The sequence below is a fragment of the Amycolatopsis sp. NPDC039088 genome (genome assembly GCF_055598845.1).
Window position 1 is genome coordinate 39,095 of the sequence record NZ_JBVKAE010000010.1, and the last position, 26,403, is coordinate 65,497.

General features: G+C 68.8%; 26 protein-coding genes and 1 riboswitch. Of the genes, 11 read left to right on the forward strand and 15 right to left on the reverse strand.

Annotated features, from left to right (window positions below; all coding sequences use genetic code 11):
- Positions 1–39 precede the first annotated feature (39 nt).
- Entirely contained in the window at positions 40–807 is a 768-nt protein-coding gene (locus ACZ7KI_RS15010; RefSeq protein ID WP_470273703.1) for an enoyl-CoA hydratase-related protein, read from the forward strand.
- Here ACZ7KI_RS15010 and ACZ7KI_RS15015 read toward each other — a convergent pair.
- Genes ACZ7KI_RS15015 through ACZ7KI_RS15025 form a run of 3 tightly spaced genes read right to left on the reverse strand, consistent with a single transcriptional unit; the run spans position 804 to position 1,860 of the window.
- Entirely contained in the window at positions 804–1,163 is a 360-nt protein-coding gene (locus ACZ7KI_RS15015; protein WP_465506344.1) for a barstar family protein, read from the reverse strand. The two genes, ACZ7KI_RS15010 and ACZ7KI_RS15015, sit on opposite strands and share 4 nt — an antisense overlap.
- On the reverse strand, positions 1,160–1,645 hold the full coding sequence (locus ACZ7KI_RS15020; RefSeq protein ID WP_470273704.1) for a guanyl-specific ribonuclease: 486 nt from the start codon (positions 1,643–1,645) through the stop codon (positions 1,160–1,162). Before ACZ7KI_RS15020 ends, ACZ7KI_RS15015 begins: the two co-directional genes overlap by 4 nt.
- A gap of 11 nt (positions 1,646–1,656) precedes the next feature.
- Entirely contained in the window at positions 1,657–1,860 is a 204-nt protein-coding gene (locus ACZ7KI_RS15025) for a hypothetical protein (RefSeq protein WP_465463689.1), read from the reverse strand.
- A gap of 59 nt (positions 1,861–1,919) precedes the next feature.
- On the opposite strand from ACZ7KI_RS15025, the gene ACZ7KI_RS15030 reads away from it, so the two are divergent.
- From ACZ7KI_RS15030 to ACZ7KI_RS15040, 3 genes are all read left to right on the forward strand, one after another.
- A complete protein-coding gene (locus ACZ7KI_RS15030; RefSeq protein ID WP_470273705.1) occupies positions 1,920–2,885 on the forward strand; it encodes a zinc-binding dehydrogenase in 966 nt (321 codons plus the stop codon).
- A gap of 183 nt (positions 2,886–3,068) precedes the next feature.
- The gene (locus tag ACZ7KI_RS15035) at positions 3,069–4,112 is read left to right on the forward strand and encodes an alpha/beta hydrolase (protein ID WP_470273706.1); all 1,044 of its coding nucleotides are present in this window, start codon (positions 3,069–3,071) and stop codon (positions 4,110–4,112) included.
- Positions 4,113–4,191: 79 nt separating this feature from the next.
- The gene (locus ACZ7KI_RS15040) at positions 4,192–5,670 is read left to right on the forward strand and encodes an amino acid permease (protein ID WP_470273707.1); all 1,479 of its coding nucleotides are present in this window, start codon (positions 4,192–4,194) and stop codon (positions 5,668–5,670) included.
- On the opposite strand, the gene ACZ7KI_RS15045 is transcribed toward ACZ7KI_RS15040, so the two are convergent.
- Positions 5,645–6,694, reverse strand: coding sequence for a nitronate monooxygenase (locus ACZ7KI_RS15045; RefSeq protein ID WP_470273708.1), 1,050 nt, complete (start codon positions 6,692–6,694; stop codon positions 5,645–5,647). The two genes, ACZ7KI_RS15040 and ACZ7KI_RS15045, sit on opposite strands and share 26 nt — an antisense overlap.
- A gap of 155 nt (positions 6,695–6,849) precedes the next feature.
- Between ACZ7KI_RS15045 and ACZ7KI_RS15050 the strand changes: the two genes are divergently transcribed.
- Positions 6,850–8,613, forward strand: coding sequence for a family 20 glycosylhydrolase (locus ACZ7KI_RS15050; RefSeq protein ID WP_470273709.1), 1,764 nt, complete (start codon positions 6,850–6,852; stop codon positions 8,611–8,613).
- A 57-nt stretch (positions 8,614–8,670) separates the two neighbouring features.
- Complete coding sequence (locus ACZ7KI_RS15055; protein ID WP_470273710.1) at positions 8,671–9,117, forward strand: pyridoxamine 5'-phosphate oxidase family protein; 447 nt, start codon at positions 8,671–8,673, stop codon at positions 9,115–9,117.
- 50 nt (positions 9,118–9,167) lie between these two features.
- Here ACZ7KI_RS15055 and lepA read toward each other — a convergent pair whose 3' ends face one another.
- Positions 9,168–11,009 (reverse strand): translation elongation factor 4, encoded by a 1,842-nt coding sequence (lepA, locus tag ACZ7KI_RS15060; protein WP_470273711.1) that lies wholly within the window; start codon positions 11,007–11,009, stop codon positions 9,168–9,170.
- Between the two features lie 113 nt (positions 11,010–11,122).
- On the opposite strand from lepA, the gene ACZ7KI_RS15065 reads away from it, so the two are divergent.
- Positions 11,123–11,710, forward strand: a complete 588-nt coding sequence (locus tag ACZ7KI_RS15065; protein WP_470273712.1) for a class I SAM-dependent methyltransferase — start codon at positions 11,123–11,125, stop codon at positions 11,708–11,710.
- Here the strand turns inward: ACZ7KI_RS15065 and ACZ7KI_RS15070 are convergent.
- Together ACZ7KI_RS15070 and ACZ7KI_RS15075 are read right to left on the reverse strand one after the other, a co-directional pair.
- Positions 11,707–12,081 (reverse strand): VOC family protein, encoded by a 375-nt coding sequence (locus tag ACZ7KI_RS15070; RefSeq protein ID WP_465506355.1) that lies wholly within the window; start codon positions 12,079–12,081, stop codon positions 11,707–11,709. The two genes, ACZ7KI_RS15065 and ACZ7KI_RS15070, sit on opposite strands and share 4 nt — an antisense overlap.
- Before the next feature lie 23 nt (positions 12,082–12,104).
- On the reverse strand, positions 12,105–13,010 hold the full coding sequence (locus tag ACZ7KI_RS15075; protein WP_470273713.1) for an EamA family transporter: 906 nt from the start codon (positions 13,008–13,010) through the stop codon (positions 12,105–12,107).
- Between the two features lie 332 nt (positions 13,011–13,342).
- On the opposite strand from ACZ7KI_RS15075, the gene rpsT reads away from it, so the two are divergent.
- Positions 13,343–13,603 carry a 30S ribosomal protein S20 gene (gene rpsT / locus ACZ7KI_RS15080; protein WP_007034798.1) on the forward strand — a complete coding sequence of 87 codons (261 nt, stop codon included), beginning with the start codon at positions 13,343–13,345 and terminating at the stop codon, positions 13,601–13,603.
- Positions 13,604–13,655: 52 nt separating this feature from the next.
- Here the strand turns inward: rpsT and holA are convergent, their stop codons facing one another.
- Positions 13,656–14,639, reverse strand: coding sequence for a DNA polymerase III subunit delta (gene holA / locus ACZ7KI_RS15085; RefSeq protein WP_470273714.1), 984 nt, complete (start codon positions 14,637–14,639; stop codon positions 13,656–13,658).
- A 135-nt stretch (positions 14,640–14,774) separates the two neighbouring features.
- Positions 14,775–14,907: riboswitch (SAM riboswitch) on the forward strand.
- Between the two features lie 12 nt (positions 14,908–14,919).
- Between holA and thrC the strand changes: the two genes are divergently transcribed.
- Positions 14,920–16,185 (forward strand): threonine synthase, encoded by a 1,266-nt coding sequence (gene thrC, locus ACZ7KI_RS15090; RefSeq protein ID WP_465506358.1) that lies wholly within the window; start codon positions 14,920–14,922, stop codon positions 16,183–16,185.
- A gap of 17 nt (positions 16,186–16,202) precedes the next feature.
- Here the strand turns inward: thrC and ACZ7KI_RS15095 are convergent, their stop codons facing one another.
- The 7 genes from ACZ7KI_RS15095 to nadD all read right to left on the reverse strand — a co-directional run bounded on the left by ACZ7KI_RS15095 (position 16,203) and on the right by nadD (position 22,744).
- Positions 16,203–18,608, reverse strand: a complete 2,406-nt coding sequence (locus ACZ7KI_RS15095) for a ComEC/Rec2 family competence protein (protein ID WP_470273715.1) — start codon at positions 18,606–18,608, stop codon at positions 16,203–16,205.
- A complete protein-coding gene (locus tag ACZ7KI_RS15100; RefSeq protein ID WP_470273716.1) occupies positions 18,605–19,327 on the reverse strand; it encodes a ComEA family DNA-binding protein in 723 nt (240 codons plus the stop codon). The genes ACZ7KI_RS15095 and ACZ7KI_RS15100 overlap by 4 nt, the downstream gene beginning before the upstream one ends.
- A gap of 146 nt (positions 19,328–19,473) precedes the next feature.
- A complete protein-coding gene (locus tag ACZ7KI_RS15105; RefSeq protein WP_470273717.1) occupies positions 19,474–20,319 on the reverse strand; it encodes a DegV family protein in 846 nt (281 codons plus the stop codon).
- Between the two features lie 10 nt (positions 20,320–20,329).
- The gene (gene octT, locus ACZ7KI_RS15110; protein ID WP_470273718.1) at positions 20,330–21,055 is read right to left on the reverse strand and encodes a diglucosylglycerate octanoyltransferase; all 726 of its coding nucleotides are present in this window, start codon (positions 21,053–21,055) and stop codon (positions 20,330–20,332) included.
- Positions 21,056–21,058: 3 nt separating this feature from the next.
- On the reverse strand, positions 21,059–21,673 hold the full coding sequence (locus tag ACZ7KI_RS15115; protein ID WP_470273719.1) for a histidine phosphatase family protein: 615 nt from the start codon (positions 21,671–21,673) through the stop codon (positions 21,059–21,061).
- A complete protein-coding gene (gene rsfS / locus ACZ7KI_RS15120) occupies positions 21,670–22,089 on the reverse strand; it encodes a ribosome silencing factor (RefSeq protein ID WP_465463672.1) in 420 nt (139 codons plus the stop codon). Before rsfS ends, ACZ7KI_RS15115 begins: the two co-directional genes overlap by 4 nt.
- A 55-nt stretch (positions 22,090–22,144) precedes the next feature.
- Positions 22,145–22,744: a nicotinate-nucleotide adenylyltransferase gene (gene nadD / locus ACZ7KI_RS15125; RefSeq protein WP_081736408.1), complete on the reverse strand. Its 600-nt coding sequence runs from the start codon at positions 22,742–22,744 to the stop codon at positions 22,145–22,147.
- A 161-nt stretch (positions 22,745–22,905) separates the two neighbouring features.
- On the opposite strand from nadD, the gene ACZ7KI_RS15130 reads away from it, so the two are divergent.
- Positions 22,906–25,011, forward strand: coding sequence for a RecQ family ATP-dependent DNA helicase (locus tag ACZ7KI_RS15130; protein WP_470273720.1), 2,106 nt, complete (start codon positions 22,906–22,908; stop codon positions 25,009–25,011).
- A gap of 91 nt (positions 25,012–25,102) precedes the next feature.
- A complete protein-coding gene (locus ACZ7KI_RS15135; protein ID WP_470273721.1) occupies positions 25,103–26,389 on the forward strand; it encodes an MFS transporter in 1,287 nt (428 codons plus the stop codon).
- Positions 26,390–26,403: the final 14 nt, after the last annotated feature.

A 26,403-nucleotide genomic window follows, 5' to 3' on the forward strand; every position in this document is an offset into this window, starting at 1 on the left:
CACTGCCCGGCCCGACTTCGCTCGTGCGAAGGTGAGGCCATGGCTGACGAATTGGTGCACTACGACGTGGTGGGCGGCACCGCCACGATCACCTTGGACTCCCCGCACAACCGCAACGCGCTCTCCGCCCAGCTGCGACGCGAGCTGAGCGAGTCGCTGGACAAGGCGCGGGCGGACGACGCGGTACGGGTCATCGTGCTCACCCACACCGGCCCGGTGTTCTGCGCCGGGATGGACCTCAAGGAGGCCCGCGGGGCCGGGGCCGGCGACCAGGGCGTCAACGAGTTCCCGAAGATCCTCGAGCAGTTGTGGACCAGCCCCAAGCCGGTGGTGGCGAAGCTGGCGGGCCCGGCGCGGGCGGGTGGCATCGGCATGGTGGCCGCGACCGACATCGCCGTCGCCGTGCACGAGGCGACCTTCGCCTTCTCCGAGGTGCGGATCGGCGTCGTCCCCGCCGTCATCTCGCTCACCGTGCTGCCCCGGCTCACCGCCCGTGCCGCGCACGAACTGTTCCTGACCGGTGACACCTTCGACGCGAAGCGAGCCGTCGAGATCGGCCTGCTGAACTCGGCTGTCCCGGCGGACGAACTCGACGGCGAGGTCGCCCGCTACGTCAAGGCACTCGCCCTCGGTGGCCCGAAAGCGCTCGCCGCGACGAAGGAGCTTCTCAGCAAGCCTCGTCCGGCCACGCCGAGCGAAGGCTTCGAGGCCATGAACAAGCTGTCCGCCGGGTTCTTCGCGAGCGAAGAAGGCCAGGAGGGCATCACGGCCTTCGCCCAGAAGCGCAAGCCGAACTGGGTTCCCTAGTCCGGCAGGACGACGGTGAGGCGCCGGGAGTCCGTCCGGTCACCGGACGGCCCCAGCGCCCGCTGCGCGTCGGAAAGCACGCTGCGAACGGCCAGGTACGCCTTGGGATCGCGCTCCCTGAGCACCGAGGAACCGGACCAGATCAGCACGTGCTCGCCCGGCGGCAGCCAGGACAGGTCGGTGAGGCAGTCGTAGAGCGCGTCGAGGTTCTTCCCGAAGTAGTCGGGGAACGACAACGCCTCCGCGATCGCGTCGAGCGTGGACTCCTTGTCGAGGGTGCGTCCTCGGTCGATCAGATGCGGGTGCGCGCCTCGCGCGAACGCCTTGTCCGCTTCGCTCTTTTTCGCTTCGCTCATCGGTCGGTGTCCACTACGACGAAGGACTTGTAGTGGTCCTCGGTGTAATACAGCTCCTTGCCCGACCCGGTCACCAGCCGCCTGGCGCCGCGATCCGGGCTGCCCGGCGTCTTGACGGTGTACTCGCGGTAATAGCCGGAGCCTTTGGCGGGCAAGACCTTCTCCCGGTTCTGGAAGAGGACGTCGTCGTTGCGCGGATACGGGTACGGCCCGCCCGCCTTGATGAGCCGCCAGGTTTCCGACGCCTGCGGGGGCAGTCCCGAAAGCGGTTTGACCGGCAGCCCGGACTCCTCGCCCGCGACCTTGCCCTTGGCCCGGCCCGCCCCGGTCTCACCGGACGGCCCGGCCGAAGCGGACGAACTCGCCGGAGCCGAAGAGCTCTTCGTGTCGTCACCGCTGATGCCATCCTTGACGAACCAGCCGGCGAGTACCAGCACGATCAGCCCGATCAGGGCGGCGGTGATCCGCCTACGGTTGAACATGGTGCGCCAGCTTAGGAGGACCGGTCGGAGTCGTTCGCATCGCGGGCCGTGCCGAAGAGCCGGGCGACCCTGCCGAAGACCGTGTCGAGCAACCAGGCAGCGACCAGGCACAGCGGCACCACGACCGCCATGACCAGCACGAATTGCACGGGGAACGGGGCCTGCGCGAGCCACAACTCGACGCCGTCCCACCAGTCAGCAAGCCCGTTGAACACGGTGTGAGCCTACGCTCGCGCCCGCTGCCACCGCCGGTCAGGCCATGTAGGTTGCTGACATGTTCGCCGTTTACGCTTCCGAACCCAACGCCGAAAAGCCGCTGGACTCGCTCGTGATCGGCGAGCGACCCGAGCCCGAAGTGCCCGACGGCTGGGTGCGGGTCCACGTCAAGGCCGCCAGCCTCAACATGCACGATCTGTGGACTCTGCGCGGCGTCGGCATCAAACCCGAGCAGTTCCCGATGATCCTGGGCTGCGACGGCGCGGGCACCCTCGACGACGGCACCGAGGTCGTCATCCACTCGGTGATCAACGCCCCGGGTTGGCAAGGCGACGACACCCTCGACCCGAAGCGCACCCTGTTGACCGAGAAACACCAGGGCACCTTCGCCGAGCAGGTCGTCGTCCCGGCACGCAACGTCGTGCCGAAGCCGGCGGGCCTGAGCTTCACGGAAGCCGCGACCATGGGCACGGCCTGGCTGACCGCCTACCGGATGCTGTTCGTGAAGTCCGGACTGCGACCGGGACAGACGATGCTCGTCCAAGGCGCGTCCGGCGGTGTCTCGACGGCCCTCGTCCAGCTCGGGCGTGCGGCCGGCTTCCGGGTTTGGGTGACAGGACGTAGCGAAGAAAAACGTGCGCTGGCGGAGAATCTGGGCGCACATCAGACCTTTGAGTCCGGCGCGCGGTTGCCGGAGCGAGTCGACGCCGTCTTCGAGACGGTCGGCAAGGCGACCTGGTCGCACTCGGTGAAATCGCTCAAACCGGGCGGGATCATCGTCGTCTCCGGCTCGACCAGTGGCCCGGACGCTCACGCGGAGTTGCAGCGCGTGTTCTTTCTGCAACTGCGTATCGCCGGTTCGACGATGGGCACCAGGGACGAACTGACCGATCTCCTCGCCTACCTGGAGCTCACGGGGGTCCGTCCGCAGATCGGCGCCGAGTTGCCGTTCGCGGAAGCCGAGACCGGGTTTAAGAACATGCTCGACGGGGAAACCTCAGGCAAGGTGGTTTTCACACATTGATCGGAGGGGTGAGTCCTCCCCCTCGCTGCGATCCAGCGCGCACATGAGCGCACATCCGCGCGGTCCAAGCAGGTCAAAGCGTCATTTCGCGGTCTTGTCAAGTGTCAAGAACGTTATGACTCAGGGAGCTTTTCACGACCAAAGTTCGACCAAAATCCGACCTCTCGCGGTTAGCCTTGAAGCATGACCGCATCGCAGCGGCCCGAACCGGCGGACCCCGGGGGCCGGAACACCACCGACGCCGACCCGATCCGCGTCTCCTTCCGGCGCTACGCCGGTGTCCGCACCAGAGTGCTCGAAGTCGGGCCGCAGCCGGTGGAATCCGCCGACCGCGCCCCGCGGCGGGTGCTCGGCAAGCGGACGGCCGCGCGCGGGCACGCCAAGCCGAAGGCACCGAGACTGGTGCTGCTGCACGGTTATTGCGACAGCGCCGACACCTGGCGCCCGGTTCTGGAGCTGCTCGCGGCCGCCGGCGTTCCGGCGGTCGCGGTCGATCTGCCCGGATTCGGTGACGCCCAGCCTCTGCGGCCGGGCCCGATGCTCCCGCAGCTGGACGCCTTCGCCGCGGCCGTGATCAAGGAGCAGGCCGTACTCGGCACGGTGGTTCTCGCCGGGAACTCACTCGGCGGCACGATGAGCCTGCGCGCCGCGGAGAACCACCGGCTGCCGGTCGCGGGCGTGGTGTCGATCGCCGCTCCCGGTTTCGTCGACAGCTGGCTGATCCGGACCGTGGCCCGCTATCCCCTGCCGCTGCGGATGTACTCGGCCCTGCCGCTGCCCATCCCCGGCTTCGTCGTCCGGGCCGTCGCCGAACAGGTCGTGCCCCGGCTGCTCTACGCCAACGCCACCACCGCGGACGCCGAGCAGGTCCGCCGGTTCACGTCGCTGTTCCCGGACTACCGCTCCACCACCACCCGGCTCGAGCAGGCGAGGCAACTCGTCGAAGAGTTGACGGACGCCTACCGGCTCGAAGAGGTCCGCATCCCGCTCCTCGTGGTCGTCTGCGGCAAGGACAAGCTGGTCAGCGCCGCGTCCGGACGGCAGCTGCACGCGTTGGTGCCGCACAGCAGGCTGATGGTGCGCGAGGACTGGGGCCACTGCCCGCAGCTCGACGACCCCATCGAGATCTCGGAGTTGCTGAACTATTTCGCGGCCAGCGCGGCCAGGCCCGCGAAGGTCGCGGCTCGCGCGGCCGCCGAAGTGAGCGAGGACACCGTCGCCGGATAGGTGCGATGTCCCGTCTGCCAGTACGGTGCCCTTCGGACTGTGACCCAGTCCGAAGGGCACAACCTGTTGGGAGACGACGATGTCCGCACCGCGCAGCCTGGGCTCGGGAACCGGGATGTTCCGACGCAAACCGATCGAGCAGATCCAAGAACTCAGTGACAACGGCGGCGGGCTCCAACGCACACTGGGCCTCCGCCAGCTGACCGCGATCGGCGTCGGCGGCATCATCGGCGCGGGGATCTTCTCCCTGGCCGGTGCCGTCGCGAACGAGAAAGCCGGCCCCGCCGTGCTCATCTCGTTCCTCATCGCGGGAATCGCCAGCGCGGCCGCCGCGTTCTCCTACGCCGAGTTCGCCGGGCTGATCCCCCGTGCCGGCTCCGCCTACACCTATGGCTACACCGTCCTGGGCGAGATCGTCGGCTGGTTCATCGGCTGGGACCTCCTGCTCGAGTACACCGCGATCGTGGCGGTGGTCGCGATCGGCATCTCCGGCTACTTCAACGAGTTACTGGGCTATCTCGACATCAAGCTCCCGTTGTGGATGCTGGGTGCTCCGGGCACCGAGAAGGCCGACATCGCGGCCGGCTCGTACAAGGTCAACCTGTTCGCCGTGCTGCTGTGCCTGCTGATCGCCTTCATCCTCAACCAGGGCATGAAGAACGCGGCCCGGTTCGAGACACTGCTGGTCTACCTGAAGGTCGCGCTGGTCCTGCTGGTGATCGTCGTCGGCGTGTTCCACATCAACACCGACAACTACTCGAACTTCTTCCCGTTCGGCCTCAGCGGCGCCTTCACAGGCGCGGCGACGGTGTTCTTCGCGGTCTTCGGCTACGACGCCATGTCGACCGCGGCCGAGGAATCGACCGACTCCCAGAAGCACATGCCGAAGGCGATCATCTACTCGCTCGCCATCTCGATGGTGCTCTACGTGCTGGCCTGCCTGGTCCTGACCGGCATGGTCAACTACAAGGACATCGACAGCGAAGCCGCGTTCTCCAGCGCCTTCGCGGGTATCGGGATGAAGTGGCTCGGCCTGATCATCGCGGTCGGCGCGATCATCGGCATCACCACGGTGTTGTTCACCTTCCTCATGGGCGCGAGCCGGGTCGGCTACTCGATGAGCCGCGACGGTCTGCTGCCGAAATGGTTCGGCAAGACCCACCCGGTGCGCAAGGTGCCGAGCCGGATGACCTGGGTGCTCGGCATCGCGTCGGCGGTCATCGCGGGTCTGCTGCCCATCGGTGAAGCGGCCGAACTGACCAACATCGGCATCCTGCTCGCGTTCGTGGTCGTCTGCATCGCGGTGATCGTGCTGCGCTACAAGCAGCCCGACCTGCCGCGGTCCTTCAAGACCCCGGGCATGCCGGTCGTGCCGATCATCGGCGTCGTCTTCTCGATCTGGCTGATCACGTTCCTGAACTACCACACCTGGCTGCGGTTCGCGGCCTGGTTCGGCCTCGGCCTGATCATCTACTTCGCCTACAGCCGCCGTCACTCCGCGTTGAACGCGAACAACGGCGACGCGAAACAGGTCAGCGGAGACGACTCAAACGCGTAGCGGCTTCGCGGGCTTCGGCCTGGAGGCGTTCGACGATCGACGCCGCCGGGCCGGAGCCCGCGAGTTCGTAAGTCTGCCCCGCGTAGAGCGACATCACTTCCGGATCCCCCGCCTTCCCCGCCGCCGCGCGGACCGGTTTGGTCAGGTTGTTGATCTCCGGGTAGGCCGATGGCGCGGTCGCCGAAAAGTCCGTGACCGCGCGGTTGACCAGCGCACGGGCGGGACGACCGCTGAACGCCCTGGTGAAGGCGGTCGGCCTGCCGCCGTCCGCCAGCGCCTGCCGGTGCGCGGGCTGGGTACCGGCTTCGTCCGCACGCAGGAACGCGGTGCCCAGCTGAGCCGCGACCGCGCCCGCCGCCAGTACGGCGGCGATGTCGGCGCCGTGTACGAGTCCTCCGGTCGCGACGAGCGGCAGGTCGGTCCGCGCCGAGACCAGGCGAAGCAGGCTGAGCACGCCGTACTGCGCTCCCCCGCCTTCGGTGCCGGGCTCGTCAGCAAAGAGCCCTCGATGTGCTCCGGCTTCGAATCCCTGGACGACGAGCGCGTCCGCGCCGACCGCCACGGCCCGATCGGCCTCGACCGGGCTGGTGACGGTGACGGCCACCTTGCTCCCGTTGACATGCAGACGTTCGACGTCCTCGGGCGAGGGCGTGCCGAAGGTGAAGGAAATCACCGGCACCTTCCGCTCCAAGACGACCTCCAGCTTCGCGCTGTAGGCGTCGTCGTCCCACCGCGGCTCGCCGAGCTCGACGCCATGGCGCTCCGCCTCCGCCCGCCAACGCTGAACGTGGCCACCGAGGTCCGCCGAAGCGGCGTCACCCGGGATGAAGAGATTCACGCCGAAGGGTTCACCGATCAGCTCGGCAGTCTTCGCGGTTCTGTCCGCGAGGGCCTCGGAGCTCAGGTATCCGCCTGCGAGGAAGCCGAAGCCTCCCGCCGCGGTCACCGCCGCCACCAGCTCGGGAGTGGTCGGGCCACCGGCCATCGGGGCCGCTATCACGGGGAAACGCAGCTCTTCGAACACGATTCCGACGATAGTCCCACCCTGGCGATACGGAATGTGACGTTCGGCTACCGCACAGGTTCCTTCATGGTGGTCTAGACCTTTAACGCCGAAAATGCGACGATCGAGGCAGTCGTGACGCAGGTCACCTATCCCCTGCCACCTGGAGGTCCCCGGTGAAGAGCTTGAGAGCGCGGCTGGGCCGCGCCGTCGTCGGGGTGGCGCTGCTCGCCGGCGCCACCACCGCAGCCGCCCCTGTCGCCGACGCGGCCACTCCACCGTTGCAGGCGATCGTCCCCGCACCGGTTTCGGTCCAAGCCGTCACCGGCTCCGACCACATCCTGACCGCGAACACGAAGATCTACACCCAAGCCGGTTCGGCGCCCGCCAAAGCTGTCGGCGACTACCTGGCCGACGTCCTGCGCAAGTCGACCGGTTTCGCTTTGCCCGTGTCGGACATGCCTTCGGGCACACCCACCGATGGCATCTCGCTTTTGCTGTCCGGCGCCGACCCCAGCGTCGGCGACCAGGGCTATCAGCTGAGCTCACGATCCGCTTCGGTCATTCTGCGCGCGACGACGGCACAGGGCCTCTTCGGCGGCGTCCAAACCCTGCGGCAACTCCTGCCCGGCAAGGTCGAGAGCTCCACCGTTCAGGACGGTCCCTGGACGATCCCGGGCGCCGACATCCTGGACCACCCGCGCTTCGGCTACCGAGGCGCCATGCTCGACGTCGCCCGGCACTTCCACCCCGTCGCGACCGTCAAGCGATACATCGACCAGCTGGCGCAGTACAAGATCAACAACCTGCACCTGCATCTGGCCGACGACCAGGGCTGGCGGATCCAGATCGACAGCTGGCCGCGCCTGGCCACCTATGGAGGCAGTACTCAGGTCGGCGGCGGCGCCGGTGGCTACTACACGAAGGCGCAGTACACCGAGATCGTGAACTACGCGGCTTCGCGGTTCATCACGGTCATCCCGGAGATCGACATGCCCGGGCACACCAACGCCGCCCAGGCGTCCTACGCCGAGCTGAACTGCGACAACACCGCTCCCCCGTTGCGCACCGACACCGCTGTCGGCTACAGCTCGCTCTGCATCTCGAAGGAGATCACCTACACCTTCGTCAACGACGTCATCCGGGAGATCGCCGCGCTGACACCGGGGCCGTACTTCCATCTCGGCGGCGACGAGGCCCAGGCCACCAGCGACGCGGACTACCGCACCTTCATGAATCGCGTGCTGCCGATGGTGGCCGCGGCCGGCAAACAGGTCGTCGGCTGGCACGAGATCGGGAAGGCCACCCTGCCCGCCACGGCGACCCCGCAGTTCTGGGGAACGACCACCTCGAGCACCGAGGTCTCGAACGCCGTCGCCCGCGGGAGCAAGGTGATCCTGTCCCCGGCGAACAAGGCTTACCTGGACATGAAGTACAACTCCAGCACGCCGATCGGGCTCTCGTGGGCGGGCTACATCGAGGTCCAGGACGCCTACAACTGGAACCCGGGCGCGTACCTTTCCGGAGTGCCCGAATCGGCCGTCCGCGGCGTCGAATCCCCGCTGTGGACCGAAACTGTGGTGACGCCGGCGAACATCGACTACCTCGCGTTCCCGAGGCTTCCGGCACACGCCGAACTCGGCTGGTCTCCGTGGTCGAAACACGACTGGAACGCCTTCCGCGTACGCCTCGGCGCGCAGGCCCCGCGATGGCAGGCACAGAGCATCGGCTACTACGCGTCGAGTCAGGTGCCATGGGAGACGGGCTCCACCAACCCGGGCACTTGCACCCTCCCGGCCTGGGACCGCGCGTCGGCCTACACCGGTGGCACGAACGTCTCCCACAACGCGCACAAGTGGTACGCGAAATGGTGGACGCAAGGCGAGGAGCCCGGCACCACCGGGCAGTGGGGTGTCTGGCGCGACGACGGCACCTGTTGACCTCCTCCGTTCGCCCGCTCGGCCCGTTCACCGGGTCGAGCGGGTTACGGTGGAACCATGGCTGCTGATCTCGAACTCGTCCGCGCTCTTTCCTTGCGCGAAAACGGACTCGCGACCGTTTCGACGGTCCGCGCGGACGGCACCGTGCATTCGTCGGTGGTGAACGCCGGGGTGATCGAAGACCCGGTCACGAAAGCTCCGGGAGTCGGGTTCGTCGCGGTGGGCGGGGCGAAGAAACTCGACCTGTTCCGCCGGGCGGGCCACGCCACGATCACCTTCCGCCGAGGCTGGGAATGGGCGGCGGTCCAGGGTGCCGTCCACCTCGTCGGCCCGGACGACCCGGACCCGGACTTCGACCCGGCCGGGCTCCCCCAGCTGCTGCGCGATGTCTTCGTCGCGGCGACGGGGACACACGACGACTGGGACGAGTACGACCGCGTGATGGCCGCCGAACGCCGCGTCGCCGTCTTCGTCACAGCGGACCGCATCAGCGGTAATCGCTGACACGAAAAAGGCCACCCGGATTGCGATCCGGGCGGCCTTTCAGTCAGCTTTTACTGCTTCTTCTTGCCGCTGTCCTCAGTGGACAGTGCGGCGACGAAGGCCTCCTGCGGGACCTCGACGCGGCCGACGGTCTTCATCCGCTTCTTGCCTTCCTTCTGCTTTTCCAGCAGCTTGCGCTTACGCGAGATGTCACCGCCGTAGCACTTCGCGAGCACGTCCTTGCGGATCGCGCGAATGGTCTCGCGGGCGATGATGCGGGCCCCGATGGCGGCCTGGATCGGCACCTCGAAGTTCTGCCGCGGGATCAGCTCGCGAAGCCGGTTCACCATGCGGTTGCCGTAGTTGTAGGCATCGTCCTTGTGCACGATCGCGGAGAACGCGTCGACACCCTCACCCTGAAGCAGGATGTCCACCTTGACCAGGTCCGCCGCCTGGGCGCCTGCCTCTTCGTAGTCCAGCGACGCGTAACCGCGCGTCCGCGACTTCAGCGTGTCGAAGAAGTCGAAGATGATCTCGCCCAGCGGCAGATTGTACCGCAGTTCGACCCGGTCTTCGGACAGGTAGTCCATGCCGAGCAGCGTGCCGCGCTTGTTCTGGCACAGCTCCATGATCGTGCCGATGAACTCCGACGGCGCCAGGATGCTCACCTTGCTGACCGGTTCGAGCACCTTGTCGATCTTGTTCCCGGTCGGCCAGTCCGAGGGGTTGGTGACGTGGATTTCCTTGCCGTCGTCCAGCACGACGTCGTAGACCACGTTCGGCGCGGTGGAGATCAGGTCGAGGCCGAACTCGCGTTCCAGGCGGTCGCGGGTGATCTCCAGGTGCAGCAGCCCGAGAAAACCACAGCGGAAGCCGAAGCCGAGCGCCACCGACGTCTCGGGCTCGTAGTCGAGCGCGGCGTCGTTGAGCTGGAGCTTGTCCAAGGCCTCGCGCAGGTCCGGGTAGTCCGAACCGTCCACCGGGTACAGACCGGAGTAGACCATCGGCTTCGGCTCCCGGTAGCCGGCGAGCGGCTCCTTCGCGCCACTGCGCTCGGAGGTGACGGTGTCACCGACCTTCGACTGCCGGACGTCCTTCACCCCGGTGATGAGGTAGCCCACCTCACCGACGCCGAGGCCCTTGCTGGCCTTGGGCTCCGGCGAGATGATCCCGACCTCGAGGAGTTCGTGCGTGGCGCCGGTCGACATCATCTTGATCCGCTCACGCGGCGTGATCTTGCCGTCGACGACCCTGATGTAGGTGACGACGCCCCGATAGGTGTCGTAGACCGAGTCGAAGATCATCGCCCGTGCCGGGGCGTCGGCGTCGCCCGTCGGTGCGGGCACCTGCTTCACCACCGCGTCGAGCAGTTCACCGACTCCGACGCCGGTCTTGGCGGACACGCGCAGCACGTCCGAGGGCTCACAGCCGATGATGTGCGCGATCTCGGCGGCGTACTTGTCCGGATCCGCCGACGGCAGGTCGATCTTGTTGAGCACCGGGATGATCTGGAGGTTGTTCTCCAGCGCGAGGTACAGGTTGGCGAGCGTCTGCGCCTCGATCCCCTGCGCGGCGTCGACCAGCAGGACGGCGCCTTCGCACGCTTCGAGCGCGCGGGAGACTTCATAGGTGAAGTCAACGTGTCCCGGTGTGTCGATCATGTGCAGGACGTGGTCCTGCCCGTCGACCTTCCAGGGCAGCCGCACGTTCTGTGCCTTGATCGTGATCCCGCGTTCGCGCTCGATGTCCATCCGGTCGAGGTACTGCGCGCGCATCGCCCGCTCCTCGACCACGCCGGTGAGCTGCAGCATCCGGTCGGCCAGGGTCGACTTGCCGTGGTCGATGTGCGCGATGATGCAGAAGTTCCGGATGAGCTCCGGGGGCGTGAACGTGGTGTCGGCGAACGTCGTCAACGGGTTTCCTCGCGAAGGTCGGGGTGTGCCACGTCTATGGTCCCATGCCGCTCCGGGTGGGAGTGGGGGTCATCCCCGATGCGGGCCTTGGTGAGCTGTGGTGCCCTCGAAGTATGAGTACTTCACTGGCCCAAATGCTCGACCGCACCTTCGGCCGTCCCAGGGGGCTGCTCGGCCGGTTCGGCGGTCTGGCGATGGAGCGCGGCAACGCCGCCACCGAACTTCGTGTCGTCGAACTGGCGGCGATCGAGCCCGGCGAAACCGCCCTGGTCGTGGGCCCCGGCCCGGGTGTCGGCCTGCAGGCCGCGGCCGAACGCGCCGCCCGCGCCATTGGCGTCGACCCGTCGGCGGAGATGATCGCCCGCTCCCGCCGCCGGTGCGGCGACAAGGTGGAACTGCGCAGTGGTACCGCCGACTCAACGGGCGCGCCGGACGAGAGCGTCGACGTGGTCATGAGCGTCAACAACGTGCAGCTGTGGGAGGACAGGGCGGCCGGGTTCACCGAGCTGTTCCGCGTGCTCCGGCCCGGCGGCAGGCTGCTGCTGTCGTCGCACGAGAAATGGCTGCCCGTGTCACGGCACGAACTGGCCGACGAGGCGGCCGCGGCCGGCTTCACCGACCTGCAGACCTGGACCTGGGAACCGCCGGGGTTCGGCGCGTCCCTGGCCGCTCAGCTCCGCGCGGTCAAACCCGCGATCTAACGCGGATCGGTGCGCAAGGGATGCTCACGCGGCACCTCGACCAGCACGATCCTGGTGCCGTCCGGATCGGCGATCCACGCCTCGTCCAGGCCCCACGGTTCACGCCGTGCTTCGCGGACCGGTTCCAGCCCTTTCGCGGCGAGTTCCTCCAGCGCCGCCGTCAGGTCCCGGACCTGAAGCCACAAGGCGACGTCCGGGGTCGGACCGGTCTTCCCGGTCCCCACGATCTCGATCGATCCGTTCCCCGCGAAGAACACCGTTCCGCCGGGGAACTCCTTGTCGATGGCCAGGCCCAGGGTGTCCCGATAGAACGCCGTCGACACATCGAGATCCTTCGGGTGGATCAGCACCCTGCTGCTCAACACGTCCATGGCTCAATCCCTACCGGATGCGTTCAGGCCATCGCAATCGCGGTGATACCCGCGAGCACCACCACCGACCCGGCCAGCCTGCGGACGGCGTTCGCCTCTCCCAGCACCAGCCAGGCGGCCAAGCCGCCAAGGACGATGCTCAGCTCCCTCGCCGGTGCGACGAGGCTCACGGGAGCGATCTGAAGGGCGTAGAGGACCAGCAGATAGGCGACCGGCGAGAGCAGGCCGACGAGAAGCACTTCACGCTTGTGCTCGCGCCAGAGCCACGAGAGCTCTTCACGGTCCTTCAGTGCGTACGGCGCCATCATCAGGCTCTGCACGACCGCGCCGGTTCCGAAGTAGACGATCGGCGGGACACCGAGACCGGTGACCGAATGCGCGTCCCACAGCGTGTACGCGGCGATAGTGAGCCCGGTCAGCAGCCCGTACGCCACGCCTTTGCGGCGAGCGACGCGATCCGCGGCGTCGGCGTGCGCCGGGGACCGTCCGGTCCCGATGACCAGCACCCCGGCCACCACCAGGAACGCCCCCACGAGACCGAGTGGACCCGGCCGCTCGCCGAGCAGCACCACGGCCGCGAGCACCGAGATCAGCGGCCCGGTACCGCGGGCGAGTGGGTACACGACGGAGAGGTCGCCGACGGCGTAACCCCGCTGGAGGACGACTCCGTAGGTGACGTGCAACACGGCGGTGACCGCCGAGGCGAGCAACCACGTCCACTGTGGACGTTGCGGCTCCACGACCAGCGAGATCACCACGACGGGGGCGAGCAGAACCGCGGAAAGACTGTAATAGGCCCACACGAACCGGGCTCCGCCGCTGCGGATCCTCTTGGCGGCCAGGTTCCAGCCGGCGTGGATGACGGCGGCGGCGAGGACAAGGGACAGGGCGGTGGCGTTCACTGGGGACCTTTCACGTTTTCCGCGCATGCGGAAAACCCGGTCCTCCAGGCTTTTGTCCCGTCAGATGAACGGCGGCGCTTCCGGCCCCGCCGATGGTGCCGCTCGGACCTGCCCCACCTGCCCTGATTGTGTGCTGCGCGGAACGGGCAGGCGGCGGAACCCTAGGCACTACGATCTTCACCGTACCGCAAGCACCCGTCCGGAGGCGGCCGCGATCCGCCTCGGGACGGCTGTTAAGCTTGCTCTTCATCGCCGTGTGGCATTCCGTCATGGAGGAAACCCGCGCCGCTTTCGCGAGCGCGCAGGGCCAAGTCACAGCGCGGCGGTGAAACCACCGAGAGATCAAGAGGAGCGCCCCCGTGGCCAACATCAAGTCGCAGATCAAGCGCATCACCACCAACGAGAAGGCGCGTCAGCGCAACCAGGCGATCCGGTCCTCGGTGAAGACCGCGATCCGCAAGTTCCGCGAGGCCGCCGACGCCGGCGACAAGGCCAAGGCCCTCGAGCTGCAGAAGGACGCGGCCAAGAAGCTGGACAAGGCCGTCACCAAGGGCGTTCTCCACGCCAACCAGGCCGCCAACAAGAAGTCCGCGCTCGCGAAGCGCGCGAACTCTCTCTGATCGGCTTTCGAAGGGCCCCGGTGACGCGAGTCGCCGGGGCCCTTCGCCATGTTCAGCGACTGGTGCCGTGTGCGTCGACGACCTCCAGCACGGCGCGTTCCAGCGCGTACTCCGGGTCGGCCGCGACCCCCTTGACCTCGGCGTTGAGCCGGGCGACGATCCGCATCGCGGTGGCGAGACCGTCCTGCCCCCAGCCGCGGGCCTGCCCTTGGGCCTTGCGCACCTTCCACGGCGGCATCCCCAGCTCGCCCGCCATCTGGTTCGGGTTCCCGCGACCGGCGCCGGACACCCGTGCGATCGTCCGGACCGCGTCGGCGAGGGCGTCCGCGACCAGTACGTGCGGGACGCCGAGCTGCATCGCCCAGCGCAGTGACTCCAGCGCCGCCGCCTTGTCACCGGCCACGGCCTTCTCGGCGACGGCGAACCCGTTCACATCCGCGCGGCCCCGGTGATAGCGGCGGACCGCCTGCTCGTCGACCACTCCCCCGGAGTCCGCGACGAGCTGTGTCGCGGCCGAGGACAACTCGCGCAGATCCGAGCCGACCGCGTCGATCAGCGCGAGCACGGCCGGTCCGTCGATCTTTCCGCCCACCCGGCGGACTTCGTTGCGGACAAAGGACTCTCGCTCAGCGGGCTTGGTCAGTTTCGAGCACTCGACGACTTCCGCGCCTGCCTTCTTCAAGGCAGCGGGGAGCGCCTTGGCGGCCTTGCTCCGGCCGCCTCCGCTGTGCACGACGACGAGGACGATGCCGTCGGCGGGCGCCTTGATGTAGGCCATCACCCCATCGGCGAGCTCTTGTGAGATGTCGTGCGCGGATTCGAGGACGATGACCCGGGCCTCGGCGAACAGTGAGGGGCTGACCATCTCCGCGAGTGCCGGGACTGTGAGGTCCGACACCCGGATCCGGCTGAGATCCGCCGTCGGGTCGACCGCTTTGGCCGCGTCAGAAGCGCCACGGATCGCGCGTTCGATCAGCAGCTCTTCCTCACCGAGGACCAGGACCAGCGGCGATGGGGCGGAAGCTTGCGTCGTCACGGTGACGATCCTGCCACTCCTCCTCTCGTGTGCTTTGTCCGGTGATGTGTTCCGGGCACGGTGGCCCCACGCGAGCCCCATGTCGTACGGTGTTAGCGAGGCGACGCGATCATGCGCGTGCCGACAAGTGAATACCGCTCATCCAGAGGGGCAGAGGGAACGGCCCGATGAAGCCCCGGCAACCGGCGTCAGCCTGTCATCCCGCGATCGTGGGATAGCTGACGAACACGGTGCCAATTCCGGCCCGCCTCGGCGGGGCAGATGAGGAAAGGACCTCGCGATGACCGCAACCCTCGGCACGACCTCCACCACCAAGACCCCGGATCTCGGACCGGCCGTCGAACTGGTGTCGAAGGAAGAGGGACACCGGCAGCCGCTCGCCCCCGAATTCGTTTCCGCCGAGGACTTCTCGCCGCTCGAGGTCGCCTACGACTTCGGCCGCGTGCGCCGCGAGGACATCGAAGCGGGGCCGAAGAACATCTGGCGCTACAAGAAACTCCTTCCCGTTCCCTCGAACGTCGAAGAAATCCCCAACACCGAACCCGGCGCCACCCGGCTCGTCCAGGCTGACAGGCTGGCGAAAGCGCTCGGCGTCAAGAAGATCTGGGTCAAGGACGACACCGGCAACCCCACCCACTCGTTCAAGGACCGCGTGGTCGCCGTCGCGCTCGCGGCCGCGCGCGAGTTCGGGTTCGAGGTGCTCGCCTGTCCGTCGACCGGCAACCTGGCCAACGCGGTCGCCGCCGCGGCGGCCCGCGCGGGCTGGCGGTCGGTCGTGCTGATCCCGAAGACCCTCGAACGCGCCAAGATCCTCACCACCGCCGTGTACGACGGTGACCTGATCGCGGTCGACGGCAACTACGACGACGTGAACCGGCTCGCCACCCAGCTCGCTGCGGAGCAGGAGAGCTGGGCGTTCGTCAACGTGAACGTCCGGCCCTACTACTCGGAAGGCTCCAAGACACTGGCCTTCGAGGTCGCCGAGCAGCTCGGCTGGCGCCTTCCCCCGCAGATCGTGGTGCCGATCGCCTCCGGTTCCCAGCTCACCAAGGTGGACAAGGGTTTCCGCGAGTTCGGACAGCTCGGCCTCGTCGAGGAAACGCCGTACAAGGTGTTCGGCGCGCAGGCCACCGGCTGCTCCCCCGTCTCGGCCGCGTTCCGCGCGGGCCACGACGTCGTCCAGCCGGTCAAGCCGGACACGATCGCCCGGTCGCTGGCGATCGGTAACCCGGCCGACGGCCCGTACGTCCTCGACGTGGTCAACCGCACCGGCGGAGCGATCGAAGACGTCACCGACGAAGAAGTCGTCGAAGGCATCCGGCTGCTCGCCCGCACTGAGGGCATCTTCACCGAGACCGCCGGCGGGGTCACCGTGGCGACGGCCAAGAAGCTCATCGAGACCGGCAAGCTCGACCCGGACGCCGAGATCGTGCTGCTGATCACCGGCGACGGCCTCAAAACCCTCGACGCCATCGAGGACAAGGTCGGCCCGAAGGCCACCGTCAGCGCTTCGGCCGACGCTGTCCGCGAGGCACTCGGCATCTGAGATCCCGCCGGCCCGCCTCAGGAACGAGGCGGGCCGCGGGGCTCACCCCGGCGCAGCAGGGCGAGACCTCGCGCGTCGGCGACGACCGCGGTGTCGCCATCCGTGTCCGTCCTGGCGACCAAAGCACCGACAGCGGCCAGGTTGTCCAAAGTGGACTTACTTGGATGGCCGTAGGTGTTTCCGGCGCCGACACTCACCAACGCTACCCTCGGCGCGACGACGTTGAGGAAATCCGGTGCCGTGTAACGGCTTCCGTGGTGCGGCACCTTCAAGATCTCGGCACGCAGATCGACCCCCTCCGCCATCAGGTCGGCCTGCGCGGCGAGTTCGACGTCGCCGGTCAGCAGCAACCGGCCGGCCGGGGTCCCGGCACGCAGGACGACCGACCCGTTGTTGATCACCGTGCCGTCCTGCTCGAGGACTGATCGCCGTGTGACATAACGTGGCCCCAGTACCTCCAGTGACAGTCCCGGCCAGTCCAGCCGTTGCCCGATCCCCAGTTCCAGCAAGGGAATCCCACGGCGCGCGGTTTCGTCGGCGACCTGCTGCCACGCCCACGCGGGCGCCCGTCCCGGACCGACGGCGACCGCACCGACCGACCGGCCCTCGAAGACGGATTCGAGACCGCCGATGTGGTCGGCGTGCAGATGGCTCAGCACGACCAGCGGAACGCGGTCCACGCCGAGCCTGCTCAGACACTCGTCGACCGGTCCCGGTTCCGGGCCGGTGTCGACCAGGATCGCCCTTCCCGGTTCGGCCGTCGCGAGGACCACGGCATCGCCCTGCCCGACGTCGCAGGCGACGGCACTCCACGATGCCGGTGGCCACGCCGGGGCGAGCACCCGCGCCGGCACGAAGACGAGGAGTCCGGCCGCCAAGGCGATCGCCACCAGGATCCGGGCATACCGCAGTCGGATCACGACGAGCAGTACGACGAGCAGGCCGGCCGCCAAGAGCCCGCCCCACCAGCCGCCCGGCCACTCCACGACCGCTCCCGGCGCACGGGCGCCGTGACGGGCCACGGTGATGAGCCAGCCGGCCTCGGGTTCGGTCAGGCGGACCAGCAGTCTTCCCGCCGAAGGCCACCACGGCCCGATGACGGTGGCGAGCACGCCGCACACGGTGGCCGGGGCCACCACCGGCGCGGCGAGCACGTTGGTCACCACCGAGACGAGACTGACCGATCCCGCCATCCCCGCGATGACCGGTGCCGTCACCACGAACGCGGCCAGCGGGACGGCCAGTCCCTCGGCGAAGCCGGACGGCACGCCACGTCCGACCAGCCACTCGGCCCACGGCGGAGCCAGCAGTACCAGCCCCGCCGTGGCCAGCACCGAAAGGGCGAACCCGAAATCGGCGGCCATCGCGGGATCGGCCACGACCAGCCCCGCCACGGCGAACCCGAGTGCGGGCAGCGCCGAACCCCGGCGGCCCAGTGCCAGCGCCAGCAACCCGACCGCACCCATCACTCCGGCACGGAGCACGCTGGGCGCGGGTCCGGCGAGGACCACGAACCCGGCGAGCCCCGCGGCGGCCGCGGCGGCGGATGTCCGCGGCCCGACCCGAAGCGCCCTCAGCAGGAGAAGGACCGAGCCGCAGACGATCGCCACGTTCCCACCGCTCACGGCCATCAGGTGGGACATACCGGAGTCCGTGAACTCACGCTCGACCCGAGGGGACAGTGCGCTCGTGTCCCCCACGACCAGTCCGGGCACGAGACCGGCCTGCTCCTCCGGGAGAACGGCGCACAGCTCCCGGAGCCCGGCGCGCAGCGATTCCGCGGCTCGCTGCCACCAGGGCGCCGGTCCGAGCGCCGACGGCGGGCCCCGCACCGAGAGGACCGCGACCGTCAGTTCGGCTCCCTTTGCCGGGGCCAGCCGCCCGGAGGCGGTGACCTGCTGCCCGGGCAGCAGGTCCGTCCACCCCTCGGCGGGAGCGAGCAGGAGGATCCGGCCGGCCGAATCCGCCCCTCGCCCGTCCACCACCACGGCGTCCACCGTCGCGGCGATGACCACCAGGCGGGTGCCTGCCCGGCGATCGGCGTATCCGGCACCGCGGACCGGACGTGGCCGCTCGGTGACCACCACCCTCATGGTGGCGGCGCTCCCCCGTGCGGCGGCGGCACGGAGGTCGTCCTGCTCGGCGGCCCGGATCCGCAGCGCCACCGGACCGGCCGTGAGCGCGCCGAGAACCGCGAGCGCGCCCAAGCCCGTCACCCACCGGGACGCCGTCCGGCGGGCACGGACGCCGACGAAGATCGCGAGCACCGCGGCGGCCGCACCGCAGAGCATCGTGATCCACCAGCCGCCGAGCAGCCCGGAAAGAGTGCCGAGCCAGGCCGTCGCCGCGGCCGGTACCAGCCGCAGGTCCTGCCCTCGCCACGACGCGGTGTCCACTTCGGACGGATCGGCGGACGGGTTCATCCGACGGACACCAGTTCCCGGACCTTCTTGAATTTACTTTCGCCGATCCCTTCTACTTCACGGAGTTGCTCGACCGTGGTGAACCCACCGTGCCCGGACCGCCAGTCGACGATGCGCTTCGCCATCACTTCGCCGACCCCGGGCAGGGTGTCGAGTTGCTCGGCCGTGGCCGTGTTCAGGTCGAGCTTCCCTGGCGGTGTCCCCGGACCGGCCGCGGCCGGTCCGGGGACACCGACGGCCACCTGCTCGCCGTCGGTGAGCCGCCTGGCCAGGTTCAGCCCGGTCAGATCCGTTCCGGGCCGTGCCCCACCGGCCGCCGTGAGGGCATCGGCGACCCGTGCGCCCGGAGGGATCGTGACCAGGCCGGGGTTGAGCACCCGGCCGACGACGCTGACCACCAAAGGCGCCTTGGCCGCCGCGGCGGGGGCGTCTCCGGCGGCCTTGGCCGACGGCAGGGGCGGCGGGGTCTCCGCCCCTGGCCGGTGTCCGAACAGAGTGACCGCGCCGGTCACGATCACGGCCACCGCGATCAGCACGGCCGCCACGGCGAACCACCGCCATTTCACCGGAACCCCGTCCGCCGTGAACCGGGCGGGTACCCAGCGGCGCACGAGCCTGCCCGCGGGCGGGCCCTGGGTGGGTGGCGACAGCTGCGCGGTCAGCCACGCCAGCCTGGCGTTGGCGGAGGAGCCCGGCGGACGGGCGGTTCGGTCGAACACGTGAACGACGCTACGGAGCGGGGGTGGACGGCGGCAGTGGCGAATCGCAGGGCTGTGGACAAGTGGGGTGTTGTGGACAACCCGGACCCGGCCGGGACCCGACCGCCGATTTCCGTCGGGGCGTTATGGGACGCTGGCGGGTTTCCCTAGCCCGCCCGTTGGATCACGACACCGAGCACACCGGGGCCGGTGTGGGCGCCGATGACGGCGCCGATCTCCGACACCACGCACCCCTCCGGGCAGTTGATGGACTCCTCCAGCCGGTTGGCCAGTTCGACGGCGCGCTCCGGCGAGGCCAGATGGTGGACGGCGATGTCGGCGAGTCCGCCGTCGGCCGCCTTCACGGCCAGTTCGACCAGCCGCGCCACGGCACGATTCATCGTCCGCACCTTCTCCAGCGGCTGAATCCTGCCTTCGGACATGTGGAGCACGGGTTTCACCGCGAGCGCCGTGCCGAGCAGCGCGGCCGCCGGGCCGATCCTCCCGCCGCGGCGCAGATATTCGAGGGTCTCGACGGCGAACAGGGTCTCCGAGCGACTCACCGCGTCGACCGCCGCCGCTTCCACCTCGGCCGGATCCGCCCCCTCCGCCGCGGCACTCGCCGCACGAAGAGCCGCGAAGCCGAGCCCCATCGCGGTACTGCGTGAATCGACCACACGCACCCTGTCCGGCCCGACCTCCTGAGCCGCGAGCACCGCCGCTTCCCAGGTCCCGGACAGCTCCCGGGACAGATGGACCGACACGACGGCGTCCGCGCCTTCGGCCAGTGCCGCGCGAAATTCCTTCACGAATTCCGCGGGCGTCGGCCGCGACGTCGTCACGATGCTGCGTTTGCCGAGCGTTTCGGCCAGGGCCGCGGGGCCCATTTCGACGCCGTCGAGGAAGACGACGCCGTCCACGAGGACGTGCAGCGGGACCACCCGGATCCCGTTCCGTTCGGCGAAGCCTTCCGGCAGGTGGGCGGTGGAATCCGTGACTACGGCGACCGACACGGCAGCCAGCCTACGTTGCCGCGGGGCGCAGCACCGGGGCCATCAGGCGGGCCATTTCCGCGCCGACGGCGGCATGCCCTTCCCAGCCCCAGTGCATTCCGTCCGGATTACCCCTGCCACTCAGCACGTGGTCGCCGACGACGGCTTCGAGATCCAGCAGCGGGACCTCCGCGCGACGCCCCCAAGCGGCGATGGCGGCGGCGGCACCGGGGCGAGCGGTGTGCACACGACCGTAGGAGTCCGACCGGTGGACCGACGGCAGGATGCCGAAAATCGGCAGTTCCGGTCGCAGTACCCGCAAGGCTCCGACAGCCATGTCGAGGTACTGGACGGTCAGCTTCGCGGGCAAGACCACCGGACGTCCTCGCAGGGCGATCGCGAGCCGGGGCTGAGCGGCCAGGTACGTTTTGCGCACCACCCGTCGCAACGGGTCGGGCCGCAGGTACCGCAGCCCGGTACGCAGGTAGGTGGGCAGCGGCGAGGGCAGCGTGTCCATGCTCCCGACGGCGAGCACGACGGCGTCGACGTGGTGGAGATCGGCCCAAACCCGCGGATCCCCGGTCAGGGACCACCAGGCGTCACGGGCCGTCCAGCCGAACCCGGCCACGAGGTCCGCGCCGCCACCGAGCGCTTCGGCGGCGATATTGGGCCACAGGCGCATGTCGTCGGCGGCGAGCGGGCCGTCCGGGCCGTGGAAACTGAGGGAATCGCCGAACACCAGCAGGCGCGGAGCCATGGATCAGCCGGTGATTCCCGCGTTGTAAGCGGCCAGCCGCCAGTTCCCGTCACGCCGGGTCAGCTCGACCCAGTGACAGTTCGCGATCCCACCCAGCGCCGGCCAGGACGGCACCGGCAGGGCGAGCAGCTTCGCGGTCAGCGCGATGATCAGGCCGCCGTGCGTGGCGAGCAGCACGGTGTCGCCGGCGTCGGAATTGGGCAGATCCAGATCGGCGACGACCTCCTGCGCGCGTTCGGCGACGTCCACCCGCGATTCGCCGCCGGGCGGTGCCCAGGTCGCGTCGACCCGCCAGTGGGCGCGCTCACCGGGGTAGGCCTCGTCGACCTGCTGGCCGGTGAAACCCTGCCATTCACCCAGATGGGTTTCCCGGAGACGCTTGTCGATCCGCAGCGGGACGCCGATGGCCTCCGTGAGCACGGTCGCCGTATCCGTCGCGCGACGCAGATCCGACGCTATCACCAGATCCGGGGAGAACCTGGCGAGCGCGGGAACGGCGAACCGGGCCTGGTTCCAGCCAACCGGCGTCAACGCGGAGTCCAGATGCCCCTGCATCCGGCCCGCCGCGTTGTAGTCGGTCTCGCCGTGGCGCCAGAGCACCAGCCGCCGCGGACTCACGAGGCCCCTTGCGCGCCGGCGGGGTCCTCCTCGGCTGGGTCCCCGTCGGCCGGCACGGCCAGACCGGCGACCTCGATCCGCGGGCAGTCCTTCCAGAGCCGCTCGAGACCGTAGAAGGAGCGTTCCTCCTGGTGCTGAACGTGGATGACGACGTCGACGTAGTCCAGCAGGACCCAGCGGCCTTCACGGGCGCCTTCGCGGCGGACCGGCTTGTGCCCGTTGAGGCGCAGCTGCTCCTCGACGTTGTCGACGATCGCGCCGACCTGGCGCTCGTTGGGCGCGGACGCGATGACGAAGGCGTCGGTGATCACCAGCTGGTCGGACACGTCCAGCACGACCACGTCGCTCGCCTTCTTGTCCGCCGCCGCATGGGCGGCCGCTACGGCCAGCTCTCGTGCCTCGGACGTGGCTGTCACAGTTCTCCTCAAACAGATGGCTTTACTCGCGGGTGCGCCCGACGAGGGTACCCGGTCAGGCTCCCCGGTCTTTGCGATAGAGGTCCTTTTTGGCGATGTAGCGCACCACACCGTCGGGGACGAGGTACCAGACGGGCTCCCCGCCCTCGACCCGCTCGCGGCAGGCGGTGGACGAGATCGCCATCGCGGTCACCTCGACCAGGCTCACCTTCCCGCTCGGCAGATGCTGCGAATTGAGCCGGTAGCCGGGCCTGGTGACACCGATGAAATGCGCGAGGTCGAACAGCTCGTCGGCGTTGCGCCAGGTGAGGATCTGTTCGAGCGCGTCCGCGCCGGTGATGAAGAACAGCTGGTCGTCCGGATACTCCGCGCGCAGGTCGCGCAGGGTGTCGACGGTGTAGGTCTGCCCGACGCGGTCGATGTCGACGCGGCTGACCGAGAAGACCGGGTTCGACGCCGTCGCGATCACCGTCATCAGGTATCGGTCCTCGGCGCGGGTGACCACCCGGTCGGACTTCTGCCACGGCTGGCCGGTGGGCACGAAGATGACCTCGTCGAGCGCGAACCGGGACTGAACCTCGCTGGCCGCGACGAGGTGCCCGTGGTGCACGGGGTCGAAGGTACCGCCCATGACCCCGATCCGGCGTGGTGACATGGGTCGTGAGCCTATACACCGCGGGTGGCTCCCCGCTCGGGTCGCCGGACCCACCGACCAGTGGTGATCTGGGTCACATTACAGTCGGTTCCATGGATGAACGGTCCGTTCACGACATGCCGACCGCGACTTCGTCGGTGGCATGGGGTAGAGGTGGGGACGTGGACACATCGACTCTCCGGGACCGCGCCGAGACCCTCCTCCGGGCATTGGCGGGCGAAGGCGCCCGGCTGCGCGACGACCAGTGGACGGCCATCGAGGCCCTGGTCGCGCACCGCCGTCGCGCCCTCGTCGTGCAGCGCACCGGATGGGGGAAGTCGGCGGTGTACTTCCTGGCCACCGCTCTGCTGCGGGAGCGCGGCGCCGGGCCGACGGTGATCATCTCGCCGCTGCTCGCGCTGATGCGCAACCAGATCTCCGCGGCGGCACGGGCGGGCATCCACGCCGCGACCATGAACTCCGCGAACCAGCAGGAGTGGGACCAGGTGCAGGCCGCGATCGCGGCAGGCGAGGTCGATGTCCTCCTGGTCAGCCCGGAACGGCTCAACAACCCCGACTTCCGCGACACCGTCCTGCCGAAACTGACCGCGAGCGCCGGCCTGCTCGTGGTCGACGAGGCGCACTGCATCTCGGACTGGGGTCACGACTTCCGGCCGGACTACCGGCGGCTGAGGACGCTGCTGAAAGATCTGCCCGAAGGGGTACCGGTACTCGCCACCACCGCGACCGCGAACGACCGGGTCGCCACCGACGTGGCCGAGCAGCTGGGCATCGGCAACGGCGGCGGCACCCTCGTCCTGCGCGGCAGCCTGGACCGCGAAAGCCTCCACCTGTCGGTGGCCAAGCTGCCGACGTCGCAGGCCCGGCTCGCTTGGCTCGCCGAGCGTCTGGAGGAGCTGCCGGGGTCCGGAATCATCTACACGCTCACCGTCGCGGCCGCGCACGACGTCGCGGGACTGCTGACCGAGCGTGGCTATCCGGTCGCCGCCTATACCGGCAAGACCGATCCGGCGGATCGGCAGGCGGCCGAAGACGACCTGTTGAACAACAAGGTCAAGGCCTTGGTGGCCACCTCGGCGCTGGGCATGGGATTCGACAAGCCGGACCTGGGCTTCGTCGTCCACCTCGGCGCACCGTCCTCGCCGATCGCGTACTACCAGCAGGTCGGCCGTGCCGGGCGTGGCGTCGACCGCGCCGAAGTGATCCTGTTGCCCGGCCACGAGGACAAGGACATCTGGGCGTACTTCGGCTCACTGGCGTTCCCGGACGAACTGCGGGTCACGCAGGTGCTCAACGCGCTGGCGTACGCGGACCGTCCACTCTCGACACCCGCGCTCGAACCGTTCGTCGAGCTGTCCCGATCCAGGCTGGAGATGGTCCTCAAGGTGCTGGACGTCGACGGCGCCGTCCGCCGGGTGAAGGGCGGCTGGGAGGGCACCGGCGAAGAGTGGAGCTACGACAAGGAACGCTACGCCCGGGTGAGCGCGGCGCGCACCAACGAACAGAACGCGATGCTCGCCTATCTCGAAACCACCGGCTGCCGCATGGAGTACCTGCGCCGTCAGCTGGACGATCCCGAAGCGACGCCCTGCGGACGATGCGACAACTGCACCGGAAAGCATTGGGACACCACGATTTCCGACGACGTCGTCGACGCCACCCGGCAACGTCTGCGTCGTCCCGGGGTCGAGGTCGCGCCCCGGAAGATGTGGCCGACCGGGATGGCGGGGCTGGACGTCCCGCTCTCCGGACGGTTGCCGGCGAGTGAGCAGGCCGAGACCGGCCAGGTCGTCGGCCGGGTGACCGACGTCGGCTGGGGTACACGGCTGCGCGAACTCGTCGGCCCGTCCGCCGCGGACGCCGAGCTTCCCGACGCGGTCTTCCAGGCCTGTATCGAGGTGCTCAAGGGCTGGCAGTGGACGGAGCGCCCGGTCGCGGTGGTGGAGGTGCCGTCCGCCACCCGGCCCCAGCTCGTCCACAGTCTGGCGACGAAGCTGGCTTCGATCGGGCGGCTGGAATACCTGGGCACCATCGCTTCGGCGGGGCCGCCCCCGCGCCAGGCGAACAGCGCGCAACGGCTGACTGATCTGTGGAAGCGGCTCAGCCTGCCCGACGAGCTCGCCGCCGGGGTCGCCGCGGCCGAGGGCCCGATCCTACTGGTCGACGACTTGATCGACACCGGCTGGACCATGACTCTGTCGGCGCGCCTGCTGCGCCAGGCCGGCGCTCGCGCCGTGTTGCCGTTCGCCCTCGCCAGCACTTCGTGACCCAGGAGCCACGTCTCGACATTCGACAGGTTCTTTCCCCCGCCGAAACTTTCTGGCATGGTTCCGTCCACGCGCGAGTACGGAGGTGCCGGTGGCGGACTCAACGACGGAACGACTCGGACATCGGCTCCCGGTGCGGAAGCTGTTCGCCGCCAGTGTGGGGAACGCGTTGGAGTGGTTCGACTGGACGATCTACGCCACGTTCAGCATCTACTTCGCGAGCGAGTTCTTCCCGAAGGGCAACGAAGCCCTCGCGTTGATCAACACCTTCGCCACGTACGCGCTGGCGTTCTTCTTCCGGCCGCTCGGCGGGATGCTGCTCGGCCGCTTCGCCGACGTCAAGGGCCGCAAGCCCGCGATGATCCTGACCATCGTGTTGATGGCGGGCGGCTCGGTGGCCATCGGTCTCCTGCCGACCTTCGCCCAGGTCGGCTGGCTGGCACCGATCCTGTTGCTGCTGGCGAGGGTGGCGCAAGGGTTGTCGCTCGGCGGCGAAGTGTCGAACGCTTCGGCGTACTTGGGTGAGGTCGCACCACCGTCCCGCCGCGGGCGCTACTCCGCTTTCTTCTACATCTCGACCGGTTCCGCCGTTCTGATCGCCTCGATCCTCGGTTTCGTGCTTGCCCGGACGATGTCCAAAGCGGACTTGACGGCGTACGGCTGGCGGATCCCGTTCCTGCTCGGCGGCGTCCTCGGCATCATCGGCCTGTGGCTGCGGCGCAGCCTCGCCGAGACCGAACTGTTCGAGGAAAAGAAGTCGACAGCGCGCCGGGTCGAGCGGCCGCTGCGCACCACACTGCGCGAACACCCGCGCGCGGTGGTGCAGCTCGTGGGCTTTTCGATGCTTTCGACTCTTTGCTACTACACGTTCTTCAGCGCGCTGACATCCTTCGCGGTCAAGACCCGCAAGGCCGACGACGTCGATGTCTTCCTCGCGTTGTCGATCGCGACCGCGTTGTTCGTCGCACTGCAGTATCCGCTGGGCGCGCTGTCCGACCGCTTCGGCCGCAAACCCCAGCTGCTCGTCTGGTCGGCGGCGACCGCGGTCCTCATCGTCCCACTGTCCACTTTGGTCCGTCCGGGACTACCGGGACTGCTGGTCGTCTTCTGTGTGGGGCTCTGCCTGTACACGGCGATGACGTCGATCGCGCCCGCGATCATGAGCGAACTGTTCCCCACCGAGCTGCGCGGACTGGGTATCGGCGCCTGGTACAACCTCACCGTCGCGCTCTTCGGCGGAACCGCTCCTCTGGTGCTGACGGCATTGTCCGATGCGGGGTTGTCGACGCTGTTCTTCTGGTACGTGGCGGCCGGTGCGGCGATCGCGTTCTTCGTCATCCGTACTCTGCCGGAGACCAAGGGCAGCGACCTACGCTGAAAACTCCGTCGCCG